Consider the following 22,554-nt stretch of genomic DNA (forward strand, 5'->3'; position numbering starts at 1 on the left):
TGGTGCGAGGCCGAGATGAAGCGCACCGCCACCGCCCGTGGCGCGCGCGCCCCCAAGGGAGTGATTTCGGATTCGGACAGCACCCGCAGCAGCTTGGCCTGCAGGGCCAGGGGCATATCGCCGATCTCGTCAAGGAACAGCGTGCCCTCGTGTGCCGCAGCAATCAGCCCTTCGCGGCCCTTGCTGGCGCCGCCGGTCCAGGTGCCGGGCAGGTAGCCGAACAGCTCGCTCTCCAACAGTGCCTCGGGAATGGCTGCGCAGTTGATGGCAATGAAGGCGCCGCTGCGGCCGCTGGATGCATGCAGCCCGCGGGCCAGGTATTCCTTGCCCGCGCCGGTCTCTCCCTGCACCAGCACGGGCAGCTCTTGCGGTGCGAGCCGCGCGGCCTTGCGCAGCAGCGTCTGCAGTGCGGCATCACCCGTGTCCAGCGCCTGCAGCGCAGCAGGCAGCGGGGGCTGCGCCGGCCTTGCCTGCGCTTGCAGGCGGCGTGTCCGGCGCTGCGGCTCCATGGCATGGGCGAAGAGGATGCTGCCGTCGCGGGCGCGGATGATGCGCTCCTGCGCCGGGCGATTGCGGCGCAGCTCGGACAGGTGGCGCAGGTCCACGTCGAAGAAGCGCTCCAGCGGCTGGCCGATGAGGCTCTTGCGCTGGCGCCAGTCCAGTTGCGCGGCCGCTGCCAACAGCCGCGCGCCCGCGTGGGTCATGGCGCGGATGCGGCCACGTGCATCGACGCTGATGGAGGCGTCGGGATCGACGTCGAGGAAATCGGGCGACTGGGCCAGGCGCACCACCCAGTCCTGGCCGGACTGCGCCATCAGGTTGGCCTGCTCCACGCGCCGCGCCGCGGCCATGACGAGGTTGAGCGCCAGGTTCTGGCTGGCCCGCTCGGCAGGTGAGCGCAGCAGCGACAGGTCCAGCACCGCCGCGAGTTCGCCGCGCATGTCGTAGATGGGCGCGGCCGTGCAGGACAGGCCGGTGTGGGTGAAGTCGAAATGGTCGCTCTGGTGCACCGTCAGCGCCTCGCCCGTCTCAAGGCAGGCACCCACGGCCGAGGTGCCCGAGTGGTCCTCGCGCCATTGCGCGCCCAGATACAGGCCCGCGCGGCGCAGGTCGCCCTTGTCGGCCTCATGCCCCAGAAAGTCCACGGCCACGCCATGCCGGTCCGCCAGCAGCAGCACGTAGTCCAGTCCCTTGAGCTGCTGGTACAGCCGCTCCAGCGCATGGCGGGCGATGTGGATCAGCGGCTCGGACTCCTCGCGGTGCGCGCGCAGCTGGCCTTCGGTGACGATGTGGGCTTCGCTGGTATGCGCCGGGTCGAGCCGGTGGGAGTCGATGCAGCGGCGCCAGCTGCGCAGCACGGCGCGGTCGCGCTCCTGCCCGCGGTGGGAGTAGCCCAGGCCGAAGGCTTCGATTTCCTGGATGTGCGAGGCGTAGGACTGCAGGGGCATGGCGTGGAGTCGATGCGGGCTTTGAACGTGCCGCAGACGATTCTGTGCCCTGTGCGGCGCAGCGCCAATCAAGACTTACCCACTGCCCCTGCTGCGCTGCAGCACGCCTGGTGCGACAGGTGTCGCAGGGCTGCCCCACCTGTGGCGGGCGGCAATGCCGGGCAGCGGGTTGCAAGGCGCAGGGTTTGTACCGGAGGCGCGCAGGCAACCCCTTGATTTGCCTGGCGCATCCTGCCGCCGGGCCTGCCTGGCATGGTGATTGCGTAAGAGCGCCTGCCCGAAGAAAAACCAGCGGGCATGACCGCATCAAGGAGACAACCATGACCGATACGACGCCCAACGCCCGCGCCAAGGCGATGCTTGACCAACTCAACCATGCCCTGGGAGACCGCGACTTCGCGGCCGCCAGCCGCCTGTTCGCCGACGAATGCTACTGGCGCGACCTGGTGCTGCTGACCTGGAACATCAAGACCATGGAAGGGCGCAGCCAGATCGCCGACATGCTGGCTGCGCAGCTGGACGCCGCGGCGCCCGTGCGCTTTTCGCTGGACGAGCGCGAGTCGGTGGAGGAGGCCGATGGCGTGGTGTCCGCCTGGATCGTGATCGACACGCGCCATGCGCGCGGCGGCGGCCATGTCCGCATCAGGGACGGGCGCATCTGGACGCTGCTGACGGCCGCCCAGGAGCTCAAGGGCCATGAGGAACCCATGGGCACGCGCCGCCCGATGGGGGCCGAGCACGGCATCCGGCGTGGCCGCCAGACCTGGTTGGAGCGCCGCCAGCAGGAGGCCCAGGAACTGGGCCGCGACAGGCAGCCTTTCGTGCTCGTCATCGGCGGCGGCCAGGGCGGCATTGCGCTGGGCGCGCGGCTGCGCCAGCTGGGGGTATCGCACATCGTCATCGACCGCCAGGCGCGCCCTGGCGACCAGTGGCGCAACCGCTATAAATCGCTGTGCCTGCACGACCCGGTCTGGTACGACCACCTGCCGTACATGCCTTTCCCGGACAACTGGCCCGTGTTCGCGCCCAAGGACAAGATCGGCGACTGGCTGGAGATGTACACCAAGGTGATGGAGGTCAACTACTGGCCGTCCACCAACTGCCTGAACGCCCGCTTCGATGAGGACCGGCAGGAATGGGAAGTCACCGTGGAGCGCAATGGCGAGACGCAGGTGCTGCGCCCCAGGCATGTGGTGTTCGCCACCGGCATGTCGGGCAAGGCGAATGTGCCCAAGATCAAGGGCCAGGACATCTTCAAGGGCGAGCAGCAGCACTCGTCCCAGCACCATGGCCCGGACGCCTACGCGGGCAAGAAGGTGGTGGTGATCGGCGCCAACAATTCCGCCCACGACATCTGCGCGGCCCTGTGGGAGCACGGCGCCGATGTGACCATGGTGCAGCGCTCGTCCACGCACATCGTGCGCTCCGATTCGCTGATGGACATCGGCCTGGGCGACCTGTACTCGGAGCGCGCCGTGGCCAGCGGCGTGACGACCAGGAAGGCGGACCTGATCTTTGCCTCGCTGCCCTACCGCATCATGGCCGACTTCCAGGTGCCGGTGTACAACCGCATCCGCGAGCGCGACGCTCAGTTCTACCGCCAGCTGGAGGCGACCGGCTTCATGCTGGACTTCGGGGATGACGACTCGGGCCTTTTCATGAAGTACCTGCGCCGCGCCTCGGGCTACTACATCGACGTGGGGGCCTGCGATCTGGTGATCGACGGCAGCATCAAGCTGCAGGCGGGCAAGCAGATCAGCCACCTGTCGGAAAACGCGGTGGTGCTGGCCGATGGCACCGAGCTGCCGGCGGACCTGGTGGTCTACGCGACCGGCTATGGCTCCATGAACGGCTGGGTGGCCGACCTGATCAGCCAGGAGGTGGCGGACAAGGTAGGCAAGGTCTGGGGCCTGGGCTCGGACACCACCAAGGACCCGGGACCGTGGGAGGGCGAGCAGCGCAACATGTGGAAGCCCACGCAGCAAGAGGCGCTGTGGTTCCACGGCGGCAACCTGCACCAGTCGCGCCACTACTCGCTGTACCTGGCGCTGCAGCTCAAGGCGCGGCAGGAAGGCCTGCCGGTGCGTGTCTATGACCTGCAGCAAGTTCATCACCTGCGGTAAGGCCGAATAATCGCCATGGGGCGGCTGTGCCGCCCGCCAACCCAGCCTTGCAAAACAGAAAGTTCAATCATGAAAGCAGCACGTTTCCACGACCGGGGCGACATCCGCATCGAGGACATCCCCGAACCCGTGGTGGAGCCCGGCACCGTGGGCATCGAAGTGGCCTGGTGCGGCATCTGCGGCACGGATCTGCATGAGTTCATGGAAGGGCCGATCTTCATCCCGCCCTGCGGCCACCCGCATCCCATCTCGGGCGAGTCCGCACCCATCACCATGGGGCATGAGTTCTCGGGCGTGGTGTACGCCGTGGGCGCAGGGGTGGACGATATCCAGGTCGGCCAGCATGTGGTGGTGGAGCCCTACATCGTGGCCGACGATGTGCCCACGGGGCCGGGCGACAACTACCACCTGTCCAAGGACATGAACTTCATCGGCCTGGGCGGGCGCGGTGGCGGGCTGTCCGAGCGGATTGCCGTCAAGCGCCGCTGGGTGCATCCCATCTCCGATGCCATTCCACTGGACCAGGCCGCGCTGATCGAGCCGCTGTCCGTGGGCCACCATGCCTACACCCGCAGCGGAGCGAAGGCCGGCGATGTGGCACTGGTGGGCGGCGCCGGCCCCATCGGTCTGCTGCTGTCGGCCATCCTCAAGGCCAAGGGCCTGACCGTCGTCATCACCGAGCTCAGTGCCAAGCGCAAGCAAAAGGCGCGTGAATCGGGCGTGGCCGATCACATCCTGGACCCCTCCGAGGTGGACGTGGTGGCCGAGGTGATGAAGCTCACCGGCGGCAAGGGCGTGGATGTGTCGTTCGAATGCTCCAGCGTGAACAAGGTGCTGGACACGCTGGTGGCCGCGACGAAGGCCACGGGCGTGGTGGTGATCGTGTCCATCTGGAGCCATCCGGCCACCATCAACGTGCACAGCGTGGTCATGAAGGAGCTGGACGTGCGCGGCACCATCGCCTACTGCAACGACCACCAGGAAACCATCAAGCTGGTCGAGGAGGGCAAGATCAACCTCGAGCCCTTCATCACCCAGCGCATCCAGCTCGATGACCTGGTGGCCCAGGGATTTGACACGCTGATCCACAACAACGAGTCGGCGGTGAAGATCATCGTGCAGCCACGGTTCAAATAGCCGCTGGGCACCGCGACTGCACGAACCTGCATCTTTCGTGCCGGTCGCCCGGTCGCCGGCGGAGCCGGGCGCAAAGGGGTCAAAACCCGGCGGGGGCCGACACATGCCTCCCGCCGGCAAGCAGGGTTTCCAAAAATCGCTCAGACTAGCCAGAAGCGACTTTTGCAGTGCCGAAGATTTCTGCAACCGACTGAAAAACCCGCGGAACTTCGGCTTTAGCACTCAATCCTAACGAGTGCTAATATGAAGGAATGGAAGAAAGGAACTCTGCAATGACAAACGCCTCCGGCTCCATTGCGACCACCTTGGCGCCCGCTAACCCCTGGGCCCTGGTGCCGCCTCTGGGCAATCTGGATGCCTACATTTCCGCGGTCAACCGCCTGCCCATGCTCACCCTCGAGGAAGAGCAGGACTACGCCCGCAAGCTCAAGGAACACAGTGACCTGGACGCCGCAGGGCGTCTGGTGATGTCCCACCTGCGCCTGGTGGTGTCCATCTCGCGCCAGTACCTGGGTTACGGCCTGCCCCACGGCGACCTGATCCAGGAAGGCAATGTCGGCCTGATGAAGGCCGTCAAGCGCTTCGATCCCGATCAGAACGTGCGCCTGGTGAGCTACGCCATGCACTGGATCAAGGCCGAGATCCACGAGTACATCCTCAAGAACTGGCGCATGGTCAAGGTCGCCACGACCAAGGCCCAGCGCAAGCTGTTCTTCAACCTGCGCTCCATGAAGCAGGGCCTGAAGTCCGACGCCGCCATGGCCGAGGACGGCGCCATGCTGCGCGACACGCTGACCTCCGGCGAGATCGACGCCATGGCCGAGAAGCTCAACGTCAAGCGCGAAGAAGTCATGGAGATGGAAACGCGCTTGGCCGGTGGCGACGTGCTGCTGGACCCCTCGCCCAGCGATGATGGCGAGCAGGCCTTCGGCCCCATCGCCTATCTGGCCGACGGCGCACATGAGCCCACGGCCATGATCGAGTCGCGCCAGCGTGACCATCTGGCCACCGACGGCATTGCCATGGCGCTGGATTCGCTGGACGACCGCAGCCGCCGCATCGTCGAGGAGCGCTGGCTCAAAGTCAACGATGACGGCTCGGGCGGCATGACGCTGCATGAACTGGCCGCCGTGTATGGCGTGAGCGCCGAGCGCATTCGCCAGATCGAGGTGGCTGCCATGAAGAAGATGAAGAAGGCCCTGGCCGAGTTCGCCTGATGGCCTGACGGCCTGGGCTGACAGGCTGCTTCAAGACAAACCCGGATAATCTCCGGGTTTTTTATTGCCCGCAGCCTTTGCGGCCCCCACGCACCCATGCCCGCCCGCGCCATCTCGCCACTACGCCGCCTCTTCGCCAATGCCTTGGCCACCGCCCTGGCTTCGGCCCTGCTGCCTTGCGCTGCCGTGGCGGGCGACAACTGGCCCAGCAAGCCGCTGCACCTGATCGTCGGCTTTCCCGCAGGATCTTCCCCGGACCTCACGGCGCGCGCACTGGCCGAGCCGCTGGAAAAGCGCCTGGGCCAGCCCGTCATCGTCGAGAACAAGGTGGGAGCAGGCGGCAACATTGCAGGCGAGCAGGTGGCCCGTGCGCGCGATGGCCATACCTTCAGCGTGATGATCAACGGCAACCTGACGATTGCCCGCCTGCTCAACCCCGCCGTGCGCTACGACCCCGTCAAGGACCTGCAGCCCGTCAGCCTGATCGGCGTGGCACCCCTGGTGCTGGTGGCGCCGGCCGGCGCGCCCGAGGGCCGGGCCTTCCTGGAGGCCGCTGCCCAGGCCGGCAGCCGCTGGAGCTACGGCTCGCCCGGCGTGGGCACCGTGGGCCACCTGGGCATGGAGCTGCTCAAGAGCCGCTCCGCGCTCAGGCCCGAGCACATTCCCTATCCCGGCTACCCGCAGGTGTTCAACGCCATCCAGGGCGGCGACCTGCAGCTGTCCATGCTGCCGCCCGCGCTGGCCATGGCCCAGGTCCAGGCCGGCAAGCTGCGCGGCGTGGCCGTGACCTCGGCCGCGCGCAGCCCGCTGGCGCCGGGCCTGCCCAGCCTCAAGGAGCTGGGCGTGGGCGATTTCGACCTGGAGATCTGGAACGCCGTGGCGGCGCCCAAGGCCATGCCCGCCGCCCATGTGCACAAGCTGGCCGAGGCCGTGAGCGAGATCGTGCGCTCGCCCGAGATGCGCGCGCGCCTGGCCGCCCAGGGCTGGCAGGCCGTGGGCAGCTCGCCCGAAGGCCTGGCCCTGCGCATGCGCCAGGACGTGGCGACGCTGGGCCGCATCATCCGCGAACAGGGCATACGCGCACAATGATGCGCCCAGTGACGTGCCCTCTTTGACACCCCCATGACCGCAGCCCAAGCCTTTACCGAACTCAACGCCTGGCAGGTCATGGCCTGGGGCCTGGCCTTCTTTGGCGTGCTCTACCTGGCCGGTGGCTGGGGCATGTCGGCGCTCACGCGCTGGCTGCAGCGGCGCGGCGTGGGCCGCGTGCTGGACACGCGCCCGCTCAAGCCCGACCAGTTGCAGCGCGAATGGCGCCAGTCGCTGCATTCGGTGCTGATCTTCGGCATCGGCATGATCGTGCCCTGGGGCCTTCTGCAATTGGGGTGGGCGCGGCTGGAGCCCGATGCAGGCCCCTGGCGCATTGCCATCGAAGTCGTGGTGCTGCTGATCTGGAACGATGTGCATTTCTGGATCAACCACCGCCTGCTGCACACGCGGCTGCTGGGGCGCTTTCATGGCGACCACCACCGCTCCATCGTCACCACGCCGTGGTCCACCTACAGCTTCCATCCCATCGAGGCGCTGATGCTGGGCAACGTCATCCTGTTGCCCATGGTGGTGCATGACTTCAGTTTCTGGTCGCTGGCCTCGGTGCCCGTGCTCAGCCTGCTGCTGAACGTCATAGGCCACTCCAACTACGACTTCTTTCCCAGGGTGTCCGACACGCATGCGCTGGCCGCCAGCCGGCGCCACCATCTGCACCATGCCCGGCCCAATGGCAACTACGGCTTTGCGCTGGCCTTCATGGACCGGCTGATGCGCACGCGCGTGGCACTGCCCGCCACGGCCCGGCCCAGGACGGAATGAGCCGACCGCCTGCTCGCCACGTCCAGCCATGGCTGCCCCGGCTGCGCCACGGGCGCGACCTGCAGTCGCTGGCCTATCTGGTGGCGCTGCCGCTGATCGTGTGGTGGCAGTGGCAGCATGGCTGGAACCTGTGGCTCTACGGGATCGAGCTGTTCCTCACGCTGGGCGTGGGCGTCATCCACCACAACCACACGCATTTGCGCATGTGGCGCGGGCGCTGGGCCAACCGCTTCACCGACTACTGGCTGACCCTGCTGCAAGGCCACCCGACCTTTGTGTTCTGGCCCGCCCATGTGGCCAACCACCACCGCTTCCGCCACGGCCCGCGCGACATGGCACGCACCTACCGCTTCGGCGGCGACCACAACCATCTGCTGGGCTACCTGCTCCACCCGCTGCAGGCCGGCTGGGTGCTGTACCCGCTGTTCCTGCGCTGGCTGGGCCAGCTGCGGCGGCATTGGCCCGGCGCCTTTCGCTACTGCATGGGCCAGTACCTGCTGTGGCTGGGCAGCTGGGCGCTGCTGCTGTCGCTGGATTGGCAAAAGGCCTTGCTGCTGGTGATCGTTCCCCAGTTGCATGGCCTGCACTGGCTGCTGGCCACCAACTACCTGCAGCACGCCCATGCCGATGGCCGGCCACTGACGCGCGGCCAGCGGCTGGACAGCGCCACGCCACTGAACTACGCGCGCAATTTCGAGGGCTGGGTCAATCCGCTGCTGTTCAACATCGGCCTGCACACGGCCCACCACGAGCGGCCCCAGGCCCACTGGTCCGAGCTCACGCGCCTGCACAGCGAACACTACCGCCAGCGCGTGGCCCCTGCGCTCAACGAAGGCGGACTGCTACCCTACATGGCCCGCGTCTTCGTGCTCGGCACGGTCTGGCCGCCGGCGCGCACGCGCGCGCAAATGCCTCCCGGAACATACGACTGATACGTCCCAGAACCCATGCCCGTCGCCTATTCCAACGTCTATCTGCATGCCGCAGGCATGTTCCTGCCCGGTGAACCCGTGGACAACGCAGGCATGGATGCCTACGTGGCGCCGCTCAACCGCCTGTCCGAGCGCCTCAAGCGCCGCATCCTGGCCGAGAACGGCATTGTCCAGCGCCACTACGCCATCGACGCCGAAGGCCGCACCGTGCACAGCAACACGGCCATGGCCGCCCAGGCCATCCAGGACTGCCTGGCGCAGGCCGGGCGCGCGCTGGGCGATGTGGGCTTCCTGGCCAGCGGTTCCTCGGGCGGCGATGCGCTCATGCCCGGCTTTGCCAGCATGATCCAGGGCGAGATGGCCGCGCCGCCCATGGAGACCCTGTCCGTGCACGGCGTCTGCGCCGCCAGCGTGGGCGCGCTGCAGGCAGCGGCCCAGGCCGTGGACCGCGCGCCCGACTCGCTGGCCCTGGCCGTGGCCAGCGAAATGCCCTCGCGCCTGTTCAAGCGCTCGCGCTTCGCGGCCCAGGGATACAACACGGATTTCGACGCCCACTTCCTGCGCTGGATGCTGTCCGATGGCGCGGGCGCCGTGCTGCTGGGCGGCCCGCAGGCCCTGCCCGACGCGCCCGGCCTGCGCCTGAAGCTGCGCTGGACGCACCTGCGCAGCTTTGCGGGCGACTACCCGGTCTGCATGCAGCTGGGCCTGACGCCCGACCGCGCCACCAGCCACCTGGACTTTGCCGCCTGGGGCGAGGCCGAGGCCGCAGGCGCGCTGTCGCTGCGCCAGGACATCCGCCTGCTGCCGCACCTGTTCGATGTCTGCATCCACGAATACGCCCACCTGGCGCACACGGGCTGGGTGCCCGGGCGCGGCATAGACCACTTCCTGTGCCACTACTCGTCGGAGCGCTTCATCCCCGTGGTCGATGAGCTGCTGGGCAAGGCCCAGCTCGGCATCCCGCGCGAGCGCTGGTGGAGCAACCTGGCCTGGCGCGGCAACACGGGCGCGGCCTCCATCTTCGTGATGATGTCCGAGTTCCTGCGCACGGAATCGGCACGCCTGAAGCACGGCGACACCGTGCTGTGCTTCATTCCCGAATCGGGCCGCTTCACGGCCGGCTACATGCTGCTGGAAGTGGAGGATGCGGCCCAGGCGCCCACCGCCACCCCGGCCACGGCCGCAGCACGCAGTGCGACCGCCGAAGCTTCCGCTGCCCCGGACCTGCTGCCCGATGTCTCCACCATCGCCCCGCCCCACGACCCGAACCAGGCCCCGGCCACGCTGGCGCCGCTGCTGACCGAACTGGCCAGCCTCTGGCAGGACTACCGCTCGCGCGTGTGGCGCACGCCGCTGCTGCAGCGCATACGCACAGGCAGGCTGCAGACCGCCGACTACGTGCGCTGGATGAGCCACTGGGTTCCCCAGGTGCGCGAGGGCAGCCTGTGGATGCGCGAGGGCGCGGCCTCGCTCACCGGCGAGCACGCGGCGCTGGCTGCGCTGATCGACGTGCATGCGGGCGAGGAGCAGAACGACTTCCGCATCCTGCACGAGGACTACCTGAAGGCTGGCGGCACCGAGACCGACCTCACCCGCCTGCGCCGCAACCCCGGCGGCGAGGCGCTCAACGCCTATCTGCACGGCCTGGCCGCCACGCCCAATCCCGTGGGCCTGCTGGGCGCCATCTACATCATCGAAGGCACGGGCCAGCGCATCGTGCCCAGCCTGCTGCCGCTGCTGCGCGCCAGCCTGCCGCTGCCGCCCGATGCCTTCCGCTTCCTGGAATACCACGGCGCCAACGACGAACACCACCTGGAACGCTGGCTCATGGCCGTGCAGATGGTGATGGCGCTGGACGGCACAGACGGCAGCGGGGGTACGGCGGCGCAGGCCATCGTGCGCACCGCGCGCCACACGGCGGCGCTGTACCTGATGCAGTTCGAGCATGTCCTGACCGAGGAGCACTGATGCCACCGCCAGACTTCATCGACCAGCCCCACGACGAGCGCGACCCCAGCCCCTGGCGTGCCCTGTACCTGGACCAGAGCACGCCGCTGCCCGACGACGTCAAGGCCGCCTGGCTGCGCGACTGCAGCAGCGGCTCGCGCCAGTACCTGCTGCCCTTCCTGCGGCCGCTGGCGCGCACCAGCATCGTCCTCATCCAGATCCTCAAGGTGCTGCTGCCGCGCAACTGGGCCCACTCCAGGCTGCTGCACCGGCTGCTCGCCTTCAGCATGAACCGCTTCGTCTCGCCCGAGGCCAACTGGCTCATCCTGCGCCATTTCCACCTGGGCTCGCAGATCCTGGCCTTTGTCGCGGCCAATGCGCCCACGCCCGTGTCCACCACACCGCTGGAGCCGGACAGCATCGACGACATCAAGGACGACCTGTTCCTCAGGCACGACCTGAACCTGTTCAACTTCGTCATCCGCCTGAACAACGCGCTGCGCGCCGCAGGCCAGGAACTGCAGCCCGTGGCCGAGCCCGACTTCTCCATGCTGCGCAACCCGCCCCTGCGCCTGGAGGACATGCCGCGCGGGCGCCTGAACCTGCTGGACCTGCAAAGCGCCATCGAGGTCTACACGCCCGTCTACCAGCTGCTGCTGACCGACAACGACTTCTGGCGCGCCAGCAACTCGCTGCAGCTGGACGAGACCGTGGCCATCTATGCGGCCAAGATCCTCGCCTCGCCCGAGCACCTGGTCATGCTCAACAACAAGCACCCGCTGGTGCCCCTGTCCACCCTGCGCGCCGGCCACCGCCTGGTGCTGCACGGACTGTCCACCGAAATGCTGCACTGCCTGCTGATGAAGGTCGCCAGCGGCGACATCCCCCTGCCCGCACGCGAGCTGGCACGCATGCGCGAAGCCGCCCGCGCCCACGGCAGCGAAACGGCCAGCGGTGCCGACCATGCCAGCAGCGCCAGCAGCACGGCAGCCGTCTGACCCAGGTCAAGGAACAGCGGCGGATTGACGCCATCTGGCGCGAAAACGGTTACATCACGTTGCATTCAGCCGCAGGGCCCGCTAGCCTGCACGGCTTCGCCCTGGCCGCACGCCCGGGTCCCTGCCAGCGCCAGGGCGCCTCCTGCCCTGGCTTGCGGCGCCTTCGAACCGTCCGTGCCATGCCATCGTCGTCCTTTGCGCCTTCAGCCGTACGCTGCAGCGAATGCATGCGTTCGTCGCACTGCCTGCTGGGGCAACTGCCCGAACCCGCCTTCCTGCAATGGCTGCCGCACATCCGCGAACGCGGCCTGGCCAAGGGCCAGAAGCTCCAGGCGCAAGGCTGCGTTGCCCATGAATTCCAGGTGATCAAGCTCGGTTTCGTCCTGGCTATCCGCCGTGGCGGCGACGGCGTGCAGCGGCCCGTGGCACTGTTCGGCAACGGCCACGCGCTGGGCAGCCCGGGCTGGCTGCAGCAGCCCTCGGCCATGCACTTCGAGGCCCTGGGCCCGGGGCGCATCTGCTGCGTGGATATCGCCACCATCACGCGCCGGGGCTTGGTCGATGCCGCCTTCGTGCGCGCGCTGGCCACCAGCTACACCTGCAACAACGCCCTGCTGGCGGAATGGGCCCACATCGTCCGCATCCCCGGCGTGCTGCGCCAGCTGGCCGCCACCCTGATGCAACTGGCCGCGCTGCAGTCAAGCCTGCTCGTGCGCCTGCCCAGCCAGGGTGCACTGGCCGCCCTGCTGGCCACCACGCGCGAAACCATCGCACGCAGCCTTGTGCGCCTGGTGCAACTGGGCGCGCTGGAGCGGCCGGATCGATGGCATTGCGTGCTGCAGCCTGCGGTGTTGTTGAGGATCAGTGGGGGTGGGGTGAGGGAGGTGGGGTGAAGGAGGTGGGGTGCGAGAGGCGTGGCGGTTGATCGGGCGGACCGGTAGGCTTGCCGACCTGTTGCAACATCAAGCGCCAGGTTTGGCAGAACCGCCGTCCCTGCTCACCATCGCTCCCTTCCCATCGCAACAGTCCGCAGTTTGATGCTCAAGCGCCTCTTCCTCCTGCTGCGCCAGCAAGGTCGCCACGGGCTTGTGAATCAGCGCGGGAATCTGCTCCGCCGGCATGGCGCGGGCGAAGAGCCAGCCCTGGTAGGCGTCGCAGTCCAGGATGCGCAGCAGGCGCAGCTGCTCGGCGGTTTCCACGCCTTCGGCCACCACCTGCAGGCCCAGGGTGCGGGCCAGCGCGATCACGGCCTTGACGATCTTGGCGTCGGCCGGGCTGTCGAGCATGGGGCCGATGAAGGTGCGGTCTATCTTCACGCGCGAGACGGGCAGATCGCGCAGGTGGGCCAGCGAGGAGTAGCCGGTGCCGAAATCGTCCAGCACCACGCAGACACCTGCGGCAAGCAGGCTGCCCAGCAATTCGCGCGCCTGCTGCGGGTCGGTCATGGCGGCGGACTCGGTGACTTCCAGCTCCAGCAGGTGCGGCGGCACGCCATGCCGGGCCAGGCTGCCCATGAGGCGCTGCTGCAGGTCGGCCTGGCGCAGTTGCTGGGCCGAGAGGTTGACCGCCACGCGCAGCGGCATGCCTGCGCGCAGCCAGTCGCCGGCCTGGCGGCAGGCCGCATCGATCACCCATTCGCCCAGCGCGAGGATCAGGCCCGTGGACTCGGCCACGGGCACGAAGCGCTCCGGCGAGACCCAGCCCATCTGCTCGTCGTTCCAGCGCAGCAGGGCCTCCACGCCCTGGACCTGGCCGCCCAGCACCTGCACCTGGGGCTGGAAATGCAGGCTCAGCAGACCCCGGTCCAGGGCGCGCTTGAGGCGTTCGTGCAGCAGCACTTTCTCGGCCATGGCCTCGCCCATGGCGCTGGCATAGCAGGCGTAGGAGGCACGGCCGCGCTGCTTGGCGTCGTACATGGCCATGTCGGCATAGCGCATGAGGGTGGCCGCATCGCCCGCGTCCTGCGGGTAGAAGGCCACGCCCACGCTGGCGCCGAAGTTCAGCGCGTAGTGGCCGATGGCGCAGGGCCGGCACAGCTCGCCCAGCAGCGCGTCGACGCGCCGGCGCAGGTCCGGCCCGTTGCAGGGATGCAGCACGGCGGTGAACTCGTCACCGCCCATGCGCGCCAGCGTGGCCGAAGTGCCCAGCGCGGCCTGCAGGCGGCGCGCCACTTCCTTGAGCACCTGGTCGCCCACGTCGTGGCCATAGCCGTCGTTGATGGCCTTGAAGTTGTCGAGGTCGAGCAGCAGCAGCGCAAAGGACGCGGGCCCGGTGCCCGAGCCCGAACCCACTTGCGCCTGCGAGATCGCCTGCTCCAGCTGCAACCCGAACTGCCAGCGGTTGAGCAGGCCGGTGAGCGTGTCGTGCGTGGCGTGGTAGTGCATGCAGGCCTCCATCTGGCGCAGCTGCGACAGGTCGCGCACAAAGGCCACGGCCACGCCCCCGCCGTGCGGGGAATGGCCCAGGGCGATGTCCACGGACAGGCGCTTGCCGTCCTTGCGCAGCAGCCACAGGTCCCGCCCCTGCCCCATGGGCCGGCGCGCGGGCTGGGCGAAGTAGGACTGCAGCTGCGGCCCATGGGCCGCATGCGCCTCGGGCGGCAGCAGCATCTGCAGCGGACGGCCCAGCAGCTCGGAGGCGCCATAGCCGCTCATGGCCTGCATGGCGGGATTGGCCAGCAGGATGCGGCCCTTGCGATCCACGAGCACGATGCCGTCGGGCGCGGCCTCCATGGCCACGCGCTTGAGCTCCTCATCCAGCGCCTCGCACGGCCCGATCAGATGGCCGGCTTGCGCGCTCCAGACCGACGCCATCATGCGGACGGCCCCTTGCCGTGGAAGACCGATGCCGCAGCCTCCAGCGCCTGAGCCTGCCCGGCCAGCTGCTGCGCGTGCCCGATGGTGTCGCGCGCCAGCGTGGCGTTGTGCTGGGTCATCTGTTCGAGCTGCTGCACGGCGGCCTGCACCTGTTGCACGCCACCGGCCTGGGCCTGGCTGGCGGCCTGCATGCCTTCGGCCAGCAGCAGCTGCTCGCGCATGTCGGCCTGCACGGCGAGCATGGCCTCGCCCATTTCGCGCGCCATGGCGCAGCTTTGCGCCACCTGCTGCTGCGATGCCTCGATCAATGCCTTGATCTGGCGCGCAGCTTGGGCGCTGCGCTGGGACAGGCCGCGCACCTCGTCGGCCACCACGGCAAAGCCCTTGCCGTGCTCGCCGGCGCGCGCGGCCTCCACGGCGGCGTTGAGCGCCAGCAGATTGGTCTGAAAGGCAATGCCGTCGATGAGCGAGCTGATCTCCCCGACCTCGTCGCTGGTCCGGGCCACGCCGCGCATGCCCTGGTCCAGTTGCGCGACCATGCGGCTGCTCTGCCCGGCCATGTCCACGCCATGCCGCGCGCGGCGGGCGGCCTCGCCGGCCTGGGCGCTGCTGCGCTCTATGGCGCAGGCCAGGGCCCGCATGGCCTGGGCCGATTGCTCCAGGCTGGCGGCGGCAGCCTCGGTGCGGTCGCTCAGTTCGGTGCTGCCCTGCTGCACGGCCAGCGCGCAGCGGCGCACCTGGTCGCTCTTGCCCTGGATGTCGTCCACCAGGGAGACCAGGTTGAGTCCGGTCTGCCGCACGGCGCCGCCGATGGCGCCGATCTCGTCCGTGCGCTGCGTGAACAGTTCCCCCGTCTGCTGCCCGCTGGCCACGGCCTGGGCCTGTCCGCGCAGGGCAGCCAGGGGCATGAGCAGCCTGGTGCGCAGCCACTGCCCGGCCGCCACGCAAGCCAGGCTCCAGATCAGCCAGGCGGGCCAGATCTCGGCCAGCGTCAGGGACAGGGGCAAAGCCGAGGCCCAGGCCTGCAGCGACGGCAACCACAGCCCGGCCGATCCCAGCAGCCACAGTCCCGCCACCATGGCCTGCGCCCGCCAGGCCAGCGGCCTGAAGCGCCACCAGCGCTGCAGCGCGCCCGCGGCGCCACGCCCCACTGGGAAGCCCCGGTGCAGGCCCAGCGAGCGCACGCCGGCATTGATCTGTTCATAGAGCGCCGCATGCTGCTGCACCTCGCACGGCTGCGGCCGGGTGCGCACGGACAGGTAGCCGACCACGGTGCCCGCATGACGTATGGGACTGGCGTTGGCGCGCACCCAGTAGTGGTCGCCATTCTTGCGCCGGTTCTTGACCAGGGCGCTCCAGGGCAGCCCGCGCTGGATGGTGGACCACATGTCGGCAAAGGCGGCCGCCGGCATGTCGGGATGGCGCACGATGCTGTGGGCCTTGCCGTAGAGCTCGGCGGCCTCGAAGCCGCTGACGCGGATGAAGGCATCGTTGGCATAGACGATGCGCCCCTTCAGGTCGGTGACGGAAAGAAGCGTCTCTCCTTCGCTCAGAGGGTACTCACGCTGGGTGACGTACACGTTTCGCCGCATGGATCAGGTCTCTCGGAGATGGGCGGGGCGTCGGCATGACACCCCCAGGCGGGGCCCACTCTAAGCAGTCCTGAGGCGATGCACATCAGGGATGGTGTGCTGCAGCGCACCTAAACGCAGTCAATGTGACGGGGGTCACATTGGCTGCGGCGCGCGCAGGATCAGGAGCGTTTTTCCTGCAGCAGGGCCTTGACGTCGGCGCCCAGCACCTGCGGGCCGCCGCCGTATCGCTCATACACGCGCAGGCGGCCGGCCGTGTCATAGACATAGCTGCCGGCCGAATGGTCCAGCGTGTAGGTGCCTTCGGTCTTGCCGGGCACTTTCTTGTAGAAGAGCTTGAAGTCCTTGGCCACGGCCGCCGTCTCGTCCGGCGTGCCGTGCAGGCCGACGAAGCCGGGGTCGAAGTTGCCCAGGTAGGCCTTGAGCACCTCGGGCGTGTCGCGCTCGGGGTCCAGGGTGACGAAGACGCCCTGCAGCCTGTCGCCATCGGCGCCCAGCTGCTGCTTGACCTCGACCAGCTCCTGCAGGGTGGTGGGGCAGACATCGGGGCATTGCGTGTAGCCGAAGAAGACCACGACGACCTTGCCCGCGAAGTCCTTGATGCTGCGCTGCTTGCCGTCCACATCGCGCAGGGGAATGTCCTTGGCGTACTCGGCGCCCGTGACATCGACACCCTGGAAACTGGTCTTTGCCTCGCGCGAGCATCCGCTCAGCGCCAGGGCGCCCCATGCCATGGCGGTCAAGCCCAGAACGCGCAGCGCTGTCCGTTTGTTCATGCTTCCTCAACAAGGTAGTTGCCGCAGGCTGCGTGGCCGCAAAGGCTGCGCGCCGGCCCGGGCTGGAAAGGGAAAAGGCGAAAGCGTCCGCTGAAGGCGCTTTCGCACAGCCGCAAACCATAACCCATAACCGCAAGACCCCGGCGCTGCGGGGCCTGCCTGCCGGCCTACCGGGGCCGGCCAGCCTTACTCGCCGTCGCCCGGACGCCCTGCCGTGTCCCAGGAAGCCGATGCACGCAGCAGCCGGTCCAGGTCGCGCTTGGCCTTGCCGGCATCGGCCATGCCCAGGCCTGCGGGCATGCGCATCATCCAGTGGCCCTGCGGGTCCACCACGTACAGGTGGTCCTGCAGCGCATGGCCGGGCGCCGGCTGCAGCCAGCCGTGCAGCACGGCCTCGGGCACGCGCAGCACCGTGGCCTGGGCCAGCGCGGGGCGCAGGTGGGCGGGCACGGGTGCGTCGTCGGAGATGAGCCAGACCCGGTCCAGCCGGTCCTTTTCGCGGCCCAGGGTTTCGCGCAGCTGGCGCTGCAGATAGAGATGGCTTTCGCAGGCGCTGCCGCAGGCCCCGCCCGCCACGCTCAGCAGCAGCCATTGGCCCTTGAGCGACTGCAGCGGTACAGGGGCGCCGTCCAGCGTGGTGGCCGTGGCCGGTGGCAAGGCTGGCTGGTCCGCGATCAGCTCGCCAAAGCTGCGCTGCTGGCCAGGCCGCAGCACGTAGTAGGTGAAATAGGAGGCCACCACGGGCGCGGCGCAGACCGCGAACACGGCCAGCATCTTCCAGCGGCCGCTGCGCGTGCGTTGCGCGCCGGCAAGGCTCGGCTGCAAGGGTGGCAGGCCATGGACAGTCATCTCCAGGGGAGTCTCAGGAGCGGGCATGGCGCGGGCGGACAAAGCGTCGGACGATTTGGAACCAGACATACAAAAGCGTGATCAGGGCCGCAAGTCCAAACCATTGGAACGCATAGCCATGGTGTTTCTCGACACCGGCCGTCACAACGGGCCAGTCGCGCCGCAGGCCTTCGCTGGCTTCGCCGGTCTGCAGCAGGCTCCATTCGCGCAGCGGCAGCCCGGAGGCCACGGCCCATTCGGCAATGTCCACATTCTGTCGGATGCGCGACTTTTGCCCATCAGGGTCTGCCCCTGCACGGCCGAATTCGTAGAGCCGGGACGGCGCGGCCTCCATGCGCCCCTGGACGGTCACCAGCCCTTCGGGCGTCTGCACCTCGGGCAGGGCCGTGCGGTCCAGGAAGTTGCGCGGCACCCAGCCGCGCTGCACGGCGATCACCACGTCCTCATGCGGCGCAGCCAGCCGCAGCGGCGTGAGCACGAAGAAGCCCGGCTGGCCCTGCATCTGGCGGTTGTCCAGGTACAGCGTCTGCCCCGCAATCCAGTGGCCCTGCAATTGCACGGGACGGTGCAGCCAGGGCGCGGCTTCGGGGTTCGGCACCGCACCGGGCTGCACGGCTGCCAGCTGGGCGTTGCTCCACGGCGGCAGGCCCTGCTGGCGCTGCACGGCGTCGAACAGTTCCTGCTTGTAGGCCGCGCGCTGCAGCTGCCAGCGGCCCAGGGACAGCGTGACGGCCACGCCGATCAGCGCGGCCAAGGTGATCAGTACAAACCGCCAGCGCTCTGGCATTCTGGAAACACGCACCGGATAATCCACCCATGAAATTCGTGATCGTTCTCGCCCTGCTGGCCATTGTCGCCAGTCTGGGCAGCGCCCTGTTCTTCATGATGCGCCGCAATCCCGAAGACCAGCAGGGTGCGGGCGACGACAAGCGCCGCAGCCGCGCCATGTTCCGTGCACTGGCGCTGCGCGTGGGCCTGTCCATCGCGCTGTTCCTGTGCGTGCTGCTGGCGGCCAAGCTGGGCTACATCCATCCCACCGGCTGGACCGCCGGGCAATAGACAAGCCCCCTGCCACCACAAACAAAAAGAAGCGCCCTGGCGCTTCTTTTTGCATGGGGCCGGATACAGACTACATCCAGTAGACCAGCACGTAGAGGAACAGCCACACCACGTCCACGAAGTGCCAGTACCATGCCGCGCCCTCGAAGCCGAAATGCCGCTCGGCCGTGAAGTGCCCGGCATGCAGGCGCATGGTGATGAAGAAAAGCATCAGCATGCCCACGAAGACGTGGAAGCCGTGGAATCCCGTGAGCAGGAAGAAGGTCGAGCCGAACACGCCCGAGGACAGCTTGAGGTTCAGATCCGTGTACAGGTGGTAGTACTCGTAGCCCTGCACGCACAGGAAGACGAAGCCCAGGATCACCGTCATCCACATGAAGGCGATGGTGCGGGCGCGGTGGCCGGCCTGCAGCGCATGGTGGGCAATGGTCAGCGTCACGCCCGAAGTCAGCAGCAGCGCCGTGTTGATGGTGGGCAGCCAGAACGGGCCCACGGTCTGGAAGGGCTCGACACTGTTGGCCGGCGAGGCCGTGGCACCCGCTGCCATGCTGGGCCAGACGGCCTTGAAGTCGGGCCACAGCAAGGCGTTGTCCAGGCTGCCCAGCGCGGGCACCGAGTGCGAGCGCGCCCACCACAGGGCGGTGAAGAAGGCGCCGAAGAACATCACCTCGGAGAAGATGAACCAGCTCATGCTCCAGCGGAAGGACAGGTCGATCTTGCGACCGTACTTGCCGGACTCGCTTTCATGCGCGGCCTCCCGGAACCAGAAAAAGAGCACGGCCAGCCACCAGACCAGGCCCAGGCCCAGGCTGTACATGCCCCATTCATGGCCGTTGATCCAGTTGCCCGCGCCCAGGATCACGAAGAACAGCCCCGCCGCCGCCATGACGGGATGGCTGGACTCTGCCGGCACGTAGTAGTAAGGCGTTTTGCCGTGGGTGGTTGCACTCATTGCTCAGCTCCTGACATTCTTGGTTCTGTGTTTCCCGTCGATCACTCTCTGTCCCCGATGGCCGCGCCGCTCAGACCACGAGCTTGACCAGCGCGATCAATCCCAGCACCAGCAGGAAGATGGCCGCCAGCCCCACTGCAATCACATGCAGCGGCGTGATGCGCTCCCCGTCCTGCTGGTACTCGCTAGCCCTGCGCACGCCGAACAGGGACCACGCCACGGCGCGCACCGTGCGCCACACGCTGGGCGGGCGGCGCTTGTCCCCGGGTTGCGGCGCATTCATGAGGCCGGCTCCTGCTTCGGCCCTGCGGCCACCGGCGCATCGCCCGTGGGCGCGGCCGGCGTCCTGCCGCCCACCTCGAAGAAGGTATAGGACAGCGTGATCGTGGTCACGTCCTTGGAGATGCGCGGATCGATCACGAAGGCCACCGGCCACTCGCGCTTTTCCCCTGGCTCCAGCGTGTACTGCGAAAAGCAGAAGCACTCGAGCTTGTTGAAATGCGCAGCCGCCTGGCGTGGCGCATAGCTCGGTATCGCCTGGGCCGCCATGCGGCGGTTCTGCACATTCTGGAATTCGTACATGACCGTGGCCAGCTCGCCCGGATGGACCTGCATGGAGCGCTGCGCCGGCTTGAAGTCCCAGGGCCCGCGCGCATTGGCGTCGAACTCCACGGTGATGGTGCGGCTCTTGTCCACCTGCGAGTTGGCCGGCAGCTTCACATCGCGCCCGGCCGTGCCGTTGCCCGGCACCTGCCGCTCGGACAGCGACAGGATGTTGATGCCCGTGAGCTCGCAGATGTGCTTGTAGATGGGAATCAGCACGTAGCCGAAGGCAAACATGCCCAGCGCCACCACGGCCAGCTTGCCCACCATCTTCGCGTTTTCACTGCGCACGCTCACGGATTGCCCTCCTGTTGCCTTCAAGCGCTCAATGGAGCACGGTGATCTTGATCACGAAGCCGGCCAGAAAGACCAGCGCCACCGATACCAGGATCAGCGCCAGCCGCACGTTGGCTTTTCGTTGCTGTGCATCCATTTTTCTGATCTCCATGACTACTGGCAATCTCTGAGACTGTCGCGCCCCACCCCAGGGGCACCGAGGAAGGGGGAAGGCGCGAAGCGACCCAGGCGGTGGTTCATTTCAGCCTATGACGCGGGTCGCCGTCGCATCCAGCTTGGGCGGCGTCTCGAAGGTATGGAACGGCGCCGGCGAGGGCACTTCCCACTCCAGGCCTTCGGCAGCCTCCCAGGGCTTTTGCGGCGCCTTCTCGCCCTTGCCGCGCATGGCGGGCACGACGACGAAGAGGAAGAAATACACCTGCATCAGGCCAAAGCCCAGCGCGCCCAGCGAGGCCACCATGTTGAAGTCGGCGAACTGCATGGGGTAGTCGGCATAGCGGCGTGGCATGCCCGCCAGGCCCAGGAAGTGCATGGGGAAGAAGGTGATGTTGAAGAAGATCAGCGAGCCCCAGAAGTGGATCTGGCCGCGCGTCTCCGAATACATCACGCCCGTCCACTTGGGCGCCCAGTAGTAGTAGGCCGCGAACATGGAGAACAGCGATCCGGCCACCAGCACATAGTGGAAGTGGGCCACCACGTAGTAGGTGTCCTGCAGCTGGATGTCGATGGGCGCCATCGACAGGATCAGGCCCGTGAAGCCGCCCATGGTGAACACGAAGATGAAGCCCACCGAGAACAGCATGGGCGTCTCGAAGGTCATGGAGCCACGCCACATGGTGGCCACCCAGTTGAAGATCTTCACGGCCGTGGGCACCGAGATCAGCATGGTGGCGTACATGAAGAACAGCTGGCCCGTGACGGGCATGCCGGTCGTGAACATGTGGTGCGCCCACACGATGAAGGACAGGATGGCGATGGACGAGGTCGCATACACCATGGACGCATAGCCGAACAGCTTCTTGCGGCTGAAGGCCGGCACGATCTGGCTGATGATGCCGAAGGCCGGCAGGATCATGATGTAGACCTCGGGGTGGCCGAAGAACCAGAAGATGTGCTGGTACATCACCGGATCGCCGCCGCCTGCGGGGTTGAAGAAGCTGGTGCCGAAATGGCGGTCCGTCAGCGTCATGGTGATGGCGCCGGCCAGCACGGGCATGACGGCGATCAGCAGGTAGGCCGTGATCAGCCAGGTCCAGGCGAACATGGGCATCTTCATCAGCGTCATGCCGGGCGCGCGCATGTTGAGCACGGTGACAATGATGTTGATGGCGCCCATGATGGAACTGGCGCCCATGATGTGCATGGCCAGGATGGAGGTGTCCATGGACGGCCCCATCTGCAGCGTCAGCGGCGCATACAGCGTCCAGCCTGCGGCGGGTGCGCCGCCGGGCATGAAGAACGAGCCCACCAGCATCAGGCCGGCCGGGATCAGCAGCCAGAAGCTGAAGTTGTTCATGCGCGCGAAGGCCATGTCGGAGGCGCCGATCTGCAGCGGCAGCATCCAGTTCGCAAAGCCCACGAAGGCCGGCATGATGGCGCCGAACACCATGATCAGGCCGTGCATGGTGGTCAGCTGGTTGAACAGCTCGGGGTTGACGATCTGCAGCCCGGGCTGGAACAGCTCGGCGCGGATCAGCAGCGCCAGCACCCCGCCCACCATCAGCATGGTGAACGAGAACAGCAGGTACAGCGTGCCGATGTCCTTGTGGTTGGTGGCGAACATCCAGCGCCGCCAGCCCGTGGGCGTGGCGTGGTGGTGATGGTCGTCATGCCCGTGTCCATGCTCGTGCTCATGCGCATGTTCGTGGCCCTCGCCCGCAGGGCTGTGGATGGGGGGAAGTACGGCGCTCATGCTGTTATCTCCAATCGCTCATCTGTC

At 67.7% G+C, this 22,554-nt stretch carries 21 protein-coding genes; 10 read left to right on the forward strand and 11 right to left on the reverse strand.

Annotation, left to right across the window (positions count from 1 at the left end; genetic code table 11):
• Positions 1 to 1,448, reverse strand: a 1,448-nt coding sequence (locus ACF8O7_RS25715; protein WP_392444630.1) for a sigma-54-dependent Fis family transcriptional regulator, incomplete at its 3' end; no start/stop codon positions are given.
• A gap of 320 nt (positions 1,449 to 1,768) precedes the next feature.
• Here ACF8O7_RS25715 and ACF8O7_RS25720 point away from each other — a divergent pair.
• From ACF8O7_RS25720 to ACF8O7_RS25760, 9 genes are all read left to right on the forward strand, one after another.
• Positions 1,769 to 3,571, forward strand: coding sequence for an NAD(P)/FAD-dependent oxidoreductase (locus ACF8O7_RS25720; RefSeq protein WP_034367991.1), 1,803 nt, complete (start codon positions 1,769 to 1,771; stop codon positions 3,569 to 3,571).
• Positions 3,572 to 3,640: 69 nt separating this feature from the next.
• Positions 3,641 to 4,708, forward strand: coding sequence for a 2,3-butanediol dehydrogenase (locus ACF8O7_RS25725; protein WP_074923048.1), 1,068 nt, complete (start codon positions 3,641 to 3,643; stop codon positions 4,706 to 4,708).
• 272 nt (positions 4,709 to 4,980) lie between these two features.
• Positions 4,981 to 5,925, forward strand: coding sequence for an RNA polymerase sigma factor RpoH (rpoH, locus tag ACF8O7_RS25730; RefSeq protein ID WP_016450157.1), 945 nt, complete (start codon positions 4,981 to 4,983; stop codon positions 5,923 to 5,925).
• A 96-nt stretch (positions 5,926 to 6,021) separates the two neighbouring features.
• Entirely contained in the window at positions 6,022 to 7,014 is a 993-nt protein-coding gene (locus tag ACF8O7_RS25735; protein ID WP_017404747.1) for a tripartite tricarboxylate transporter substrate binding protein, read from the forward strand.
• Positions 7,015 to 7,047: 33 nt separating this feature from the next.
• A complete protein-coding gene (locus ACF8O7_RS25740; protein WP_017404748.1) occupies positions 7,048 to 7,794 on the forward strand; it encodes a sterol desaturase family protein in 747 nt (248 codons plus the stop codon).
• Positions 7,791 to 8,726 (forward strand): fatty acid desaturase, encoded by a 936-nt coding sequence (locus tag ACF8O7_RS25745; RefSeq protein WP_209798728.1) that lies wholly within the window; start codon positions 7,791 to 7,793, stop codon positions 8,724 to 8,726. Before ACF8O7_RS25740 ends, ACF8O7_RS25745 begins: the two co-directional genes overlap by 4 nt.
• Positions 8,727 to 8,741: 15 nt before the next feature.
• Positions 8,742 to 10,694, forward strand: coding sequence for an iron-containing redox enzyme family protein (locus ACF8O7_RS25750; RefSeq protein WP_392444635.1), 1,953 nt, complete (start codon positions 8,742 to 8,744; stop codon positions 10,692 to 10,694).
• The gene (locus ACF8O7_RS25755) at positions 10,694 to 11,671 is read left to right on the forward strand and encodes a DUF6999 family protein (RefSeq protein WP_016450152.1); all 978 of its coding nucleotides are present in this window, start codon (positions 10,694 to 10,696) and stop codon (positions 11,669 to 11,671) included. Before ACF8O7_RS25750 ends, ACF8O7_RS25755 begins: the two co-directional genes overlap by 1 nt.
• Before the next feature lie 227 nt (positions 11,672 to 11,898).
• The gene (locus tag ACF8O7_RS25760; RefSeq protein WP_392444638.1) at positions 11,899 to 12,564 is read left to right on the forward strand and encodes a Crp/Fnr family transcriptional regulator; all 666 of its coding nucleotides are present in this window, start codon (positions 11,899 to 11,901) and stop codon (positions 12,562 to 12,564) included.
• Positions 12,565 to 12,633: 69 nt separating this feature from the next.
• Here ACF8O7_RS25760 and ACF8O7_RS25765 read toward each other — a convergent pair whose 3' ends face one another.
• From ACF8O7_RS25765 to ACF8O7_RS25785, 5 genes are all read right to left on the reverse strand, one after another.
• Positions 12,634 to 14,487, reverse strand: coding sequence for a putative bifunctional diguanylate cyclase/phosphodiesterase (locus ACF8O7_RS25765; RefSeq protein ID WP_392444640.1), 1,854 nt, complete (start codon positions 14,485 to 14,487; stop codon positions 12,634 to 12,636).
• Positions 14,484 to 16,079, reverse strand: a complete 1,596-nt coding sequence (locus ACF8O7_RS25770) for a methyl-accepting chemotaxis protein (RefSeq protein ID WP_392444641.1) — start codon at positions 16,077 to 16,079, stop codon at positions 14,484 to 14,486. The genes ACF8O7_RS25765 and ACF8O7_RS25770 overlap by 4 nt, the downstream gene beginning before the upstream one ends.
• Before the next feature lie 161 nt (positions 16,080 to 16,240).
• Positions 16,241 to 16,855, reverse strand: a complete 615-nt coding sequence (locus ACF8O7_RS25775; RefSeq protein ID WP_034390671.1) for an SCO family protein — start codon at positions 16,853 to 16,855, stop codon at positions 16,241 to 16,243.
• Positions 16,856 to 17,041: 186 nt separating this feature from the next.
• On the reverse strand, positions 17,042 to 17,731 hold the full coding sequence (locus ACF8O7_RS25780) for an SCO family protein (protein WP_392444644.1): 690 nt from the start codon (positions 17,729 to 17,731) through the stop codon (positions 17,042 to 17,044).
• Positions 17,718 to 18,491, reverse strand: a complete 774-nt coding sequence (locus ACF8O7_RS25785) for an SURF1 family protein (RefSeq protein ID WP_016453743.1) — start codon at positions 18,489 to 18,491, stop codon at positions 17,718 to 17,720. Before ACF8O7_RS25785 ends, ACF8O7_RS25780 begins: the two co-directional genes overlap by 14 nt.
• Positions 18,492 to 18,520: 29 nt before the next feature.
• Here ACF8O7_RS25785 and ACF8O7_RS25790 point away from each other — a divergent pair, with 29 nt between their 5' ends.
• The gene (locus ACF8O7_RS25790) at positions 18,521 to 18,763 is read left to right on the forward strand and encodes a twin transmembrane helix small protein (RefSeq protein ID WP_047473766.1); all 243 of its coding nucleotides are present in this window, start codon (positions 18,521 to 18,523) and stop codon (positions 18,761 to 18,763) included.
• Between the two features lie 70 nt (positions 18,764 to 18,833).
• Here ACF8O7_RS25790 and ACF8O7_RS25795 read toward each other — a convergent pair whose 3' ends face one another.
• The 5 genes from ACF8O7_RS25795 to ctaD all read right to left on the reverse strand — a co-directional run bounded on the left by ACF8O7_RS25795 (position 18,834) and on the right by ctaD (position 22,527).
• Complete coding sequence (locus tag ACF8O7_RS25795; protein WP_016450144.1) at positions 18,834 to 19,715, reverse strand: cytochrome c oxidase subunit 3; 882 nt, start codon at positions 19,713 to 19,715, stop codon at positions 18,834 to 18,836.
• A gap of 70 nt (positions 19,716 to 19,785) precedes the next feature.
• Positions 19,786 to 19,998 (reverse strand): DUF2970 domain-containing protein, encoded by a 213-nt coding sequence (locus ACF8O7_RS25800; RefSeq protein ID WP_016450143.1) that lies wholly within the window; start codon positions 19,996 to 19,998, stop codon positions 19,786 to 19,788.
• Entirely contained in the window at positions 19,995 to 20,615 is a 621-nt protein-coding gene (locus ACF8O7_RS25805) for a cytochrome c oxidase assembly protein (RefSeq protein WP_016453742.1), read from the reverse strand. The genes ACF8O7_RS25800 and ACF8O7_RS25805 overlap by 4 nt, the downstream gene beginning before the upstream one ends.
• Before the next feature lie 28 nt (positions 20,616 to 20,643).
• A complete protein-coding gene (locus ACF8O7_RS25810; RefSeq protein WP_016450141.1) occupies positions 20,644 to 20,751 on the reverse strand; it encodes a cytochrome oxidase small assembly protein in 108 nt (35 codons plus the stop codon).
• A 105-nt stretch (positions 20,752 to 20,856) separates the two neighbouring features.
• Complete coding sequence (ctaD, locus tag ACF8O7_RS25815; protein ID WP_016450140.1) at positions 20,857 to 22,527, reverse strand: cytochrome c oxidase subunit I; 1,671 nt, start codon at positions 22,525 to 22,527, stop codon at positions 20,857 to 20,859.
• Positions 22,528 to 22,554: the final 27 nt, after the last annotated feature.

Source organism: Delftia sp. WSY_16, assembly GCF_043104415.1.
Classification (GTDB): Bacteria; Pseudomonadota; Gammaproteobacteria; order Burkholderiales; family Burkholderiaceae_C; genus Comamonas; species Comamonas tsuruhatensis.

What these genes read in the sequence shown, in the direction of transcription:
- ACF8O7_RS25765 (WP_392444640.1), bottom strand. Translation starts at nt 14,487, where the DNA reads ATGATGGCGTCGGTCTGGAGCGCGCAAGCCGGCCATCTGATCGGGCCG.
- ACF8O7_RS25795 (WP_016450144.1), bottom strand. Translation starts at nt 19,715, where the DNA reads ATGAGTGCAACCACCCACGGCAAAACGCCTTACTACTACGTGCCGGCA.
- ACF8O7_RS25770 (WP_392444641.1), bottom strand. Translation starts at nt 16,079, where the DNA reads ATGCGGCGAAACGTGTACGTCACCCAGCGTGAGTACCCTCTGAGCGAA.
- ACF8O7_RS25790 (WP_047473766.1), top strand. Translation starts at nt 18,521, where the DNA reads ATGAAATTCGTGATCGTTCTCGCCCTGCTGGCCATTGTCGCCAGTCTG.
- ACF8O7_RS25760 (WP_392444638.1), top strand. Translation starts at nt 11,899, where the DNA reads ATGCGTTCGTCGCACTGCCTGCTGGGGCAACTGCCCGAACCCGCCTTC.
- ACF8O7_RS25810 (WP_016450141.1), bottom strand. Translation starts at nt 20,751, where the DNA reads ATGGATGCACAGCAACGAAAAGCCAACGTGCGGCTGGCGCTGATCCTG.
- ctaD (WP_016450140.1), bottom strand. Translation starts at nt 22,527, where the DNA reads ATGAGCGCCGTACTTCCCCCCATCCACAGCCCTGCGGGCGAGGGCCAC.
- ACF8O7_RS25800 (WP_016450143.1), bottom strand. Translation starts at nt 19,998, where the DNA reads ATGAATGCGCCGCAACCCGGGGACAAGCGCCGCCCGCCCAGCGTGTGG.
- ACF8O7_RS25755 (WP_016450152.1), top strand. Translation starts at nt 10,694, where the DNA reads ATGCCACCGCCAGACTTCATCGACCAGCCCCACGACGAGCGCGACCCC.
- ACF8O7_RS25775 (WP_034390671.1), bottom strand. Translation starts at nt 16,855, where the DNA reads ATGAACAAACGGACAGCGCTGCGCGTTCTGGGCTTGACCGCCATGGCA.
- ACF8O7_RS25720 (WP_034367991.1), top strand. Translation starts at nt 1,769, where the DNA reads ATGACCGATACGACGCCCAACGCCCGCGCCAAGGCGATGCTTGACCAA.
- ACF8O7_RS25740 (WP_017404748.1), top strand. Translation starts at nt 7,048, where the DNA reads ATGACCGCAGCCCAAGCCTTTACCGAACTCAACGCCTGGCAGGTCATG.
- ACF8O7_RS25735 (WP_017404747.1), top strand. Translation starts at nt 6,022, where the DNA reads ATGCCCGCCCGCGCCATCTCGCCACTACGCCGCCTCTTCGCCAATGCC.
- ACF8O7_RS25725 (WP_074923048.1), top strand. Translation starts at nt 3,641, where the DNA reads ATGAAAGCAGCACGTTTCCACGACCGGGGCGACATCCGCATCGAGGAC.
- rpoH (WP_016450157.1), top strand. Translation starts at nt 4,981, where the DNA reads ATGACAAACGCCTCCGGCTCCATTGCGACCACCTTGGCGCCCGCTAAC.
- ACF8O7_RS25745 (WP_209798728.1), top strand. Translation starts at nt 7,791, where the DNA reads ATGAGCCGACCGCCTGCTCGCCACGTCCAGCCATGGCTGCCCCGGCTG.
- ACF8O7_RS25780 (WP_392444644.1), bottom strand. Translation starts at nt 17,731, where the DNA reads ATGCCCGCTCCTGAGACTCCCCTGGAGATGACTGTCCATGGCCTGCCA.
- ACF8O7_RS25750 (WP_392444635.1), top strand. Translation starts at nt 8,742, where the DNA reads ATGCCCGTCGCCTATTCCAACGTCTATCTGCATGCCGCAGGCATGTTC.
- ACF8O7_RS25785 (WP_016453743.1), bottom strand. Translation starts at nt 18,491, where the DNA reads ATGCCAGAGCGCTGGCGGTTTGTACTGATCACCTTGGCCGCGCTGATC.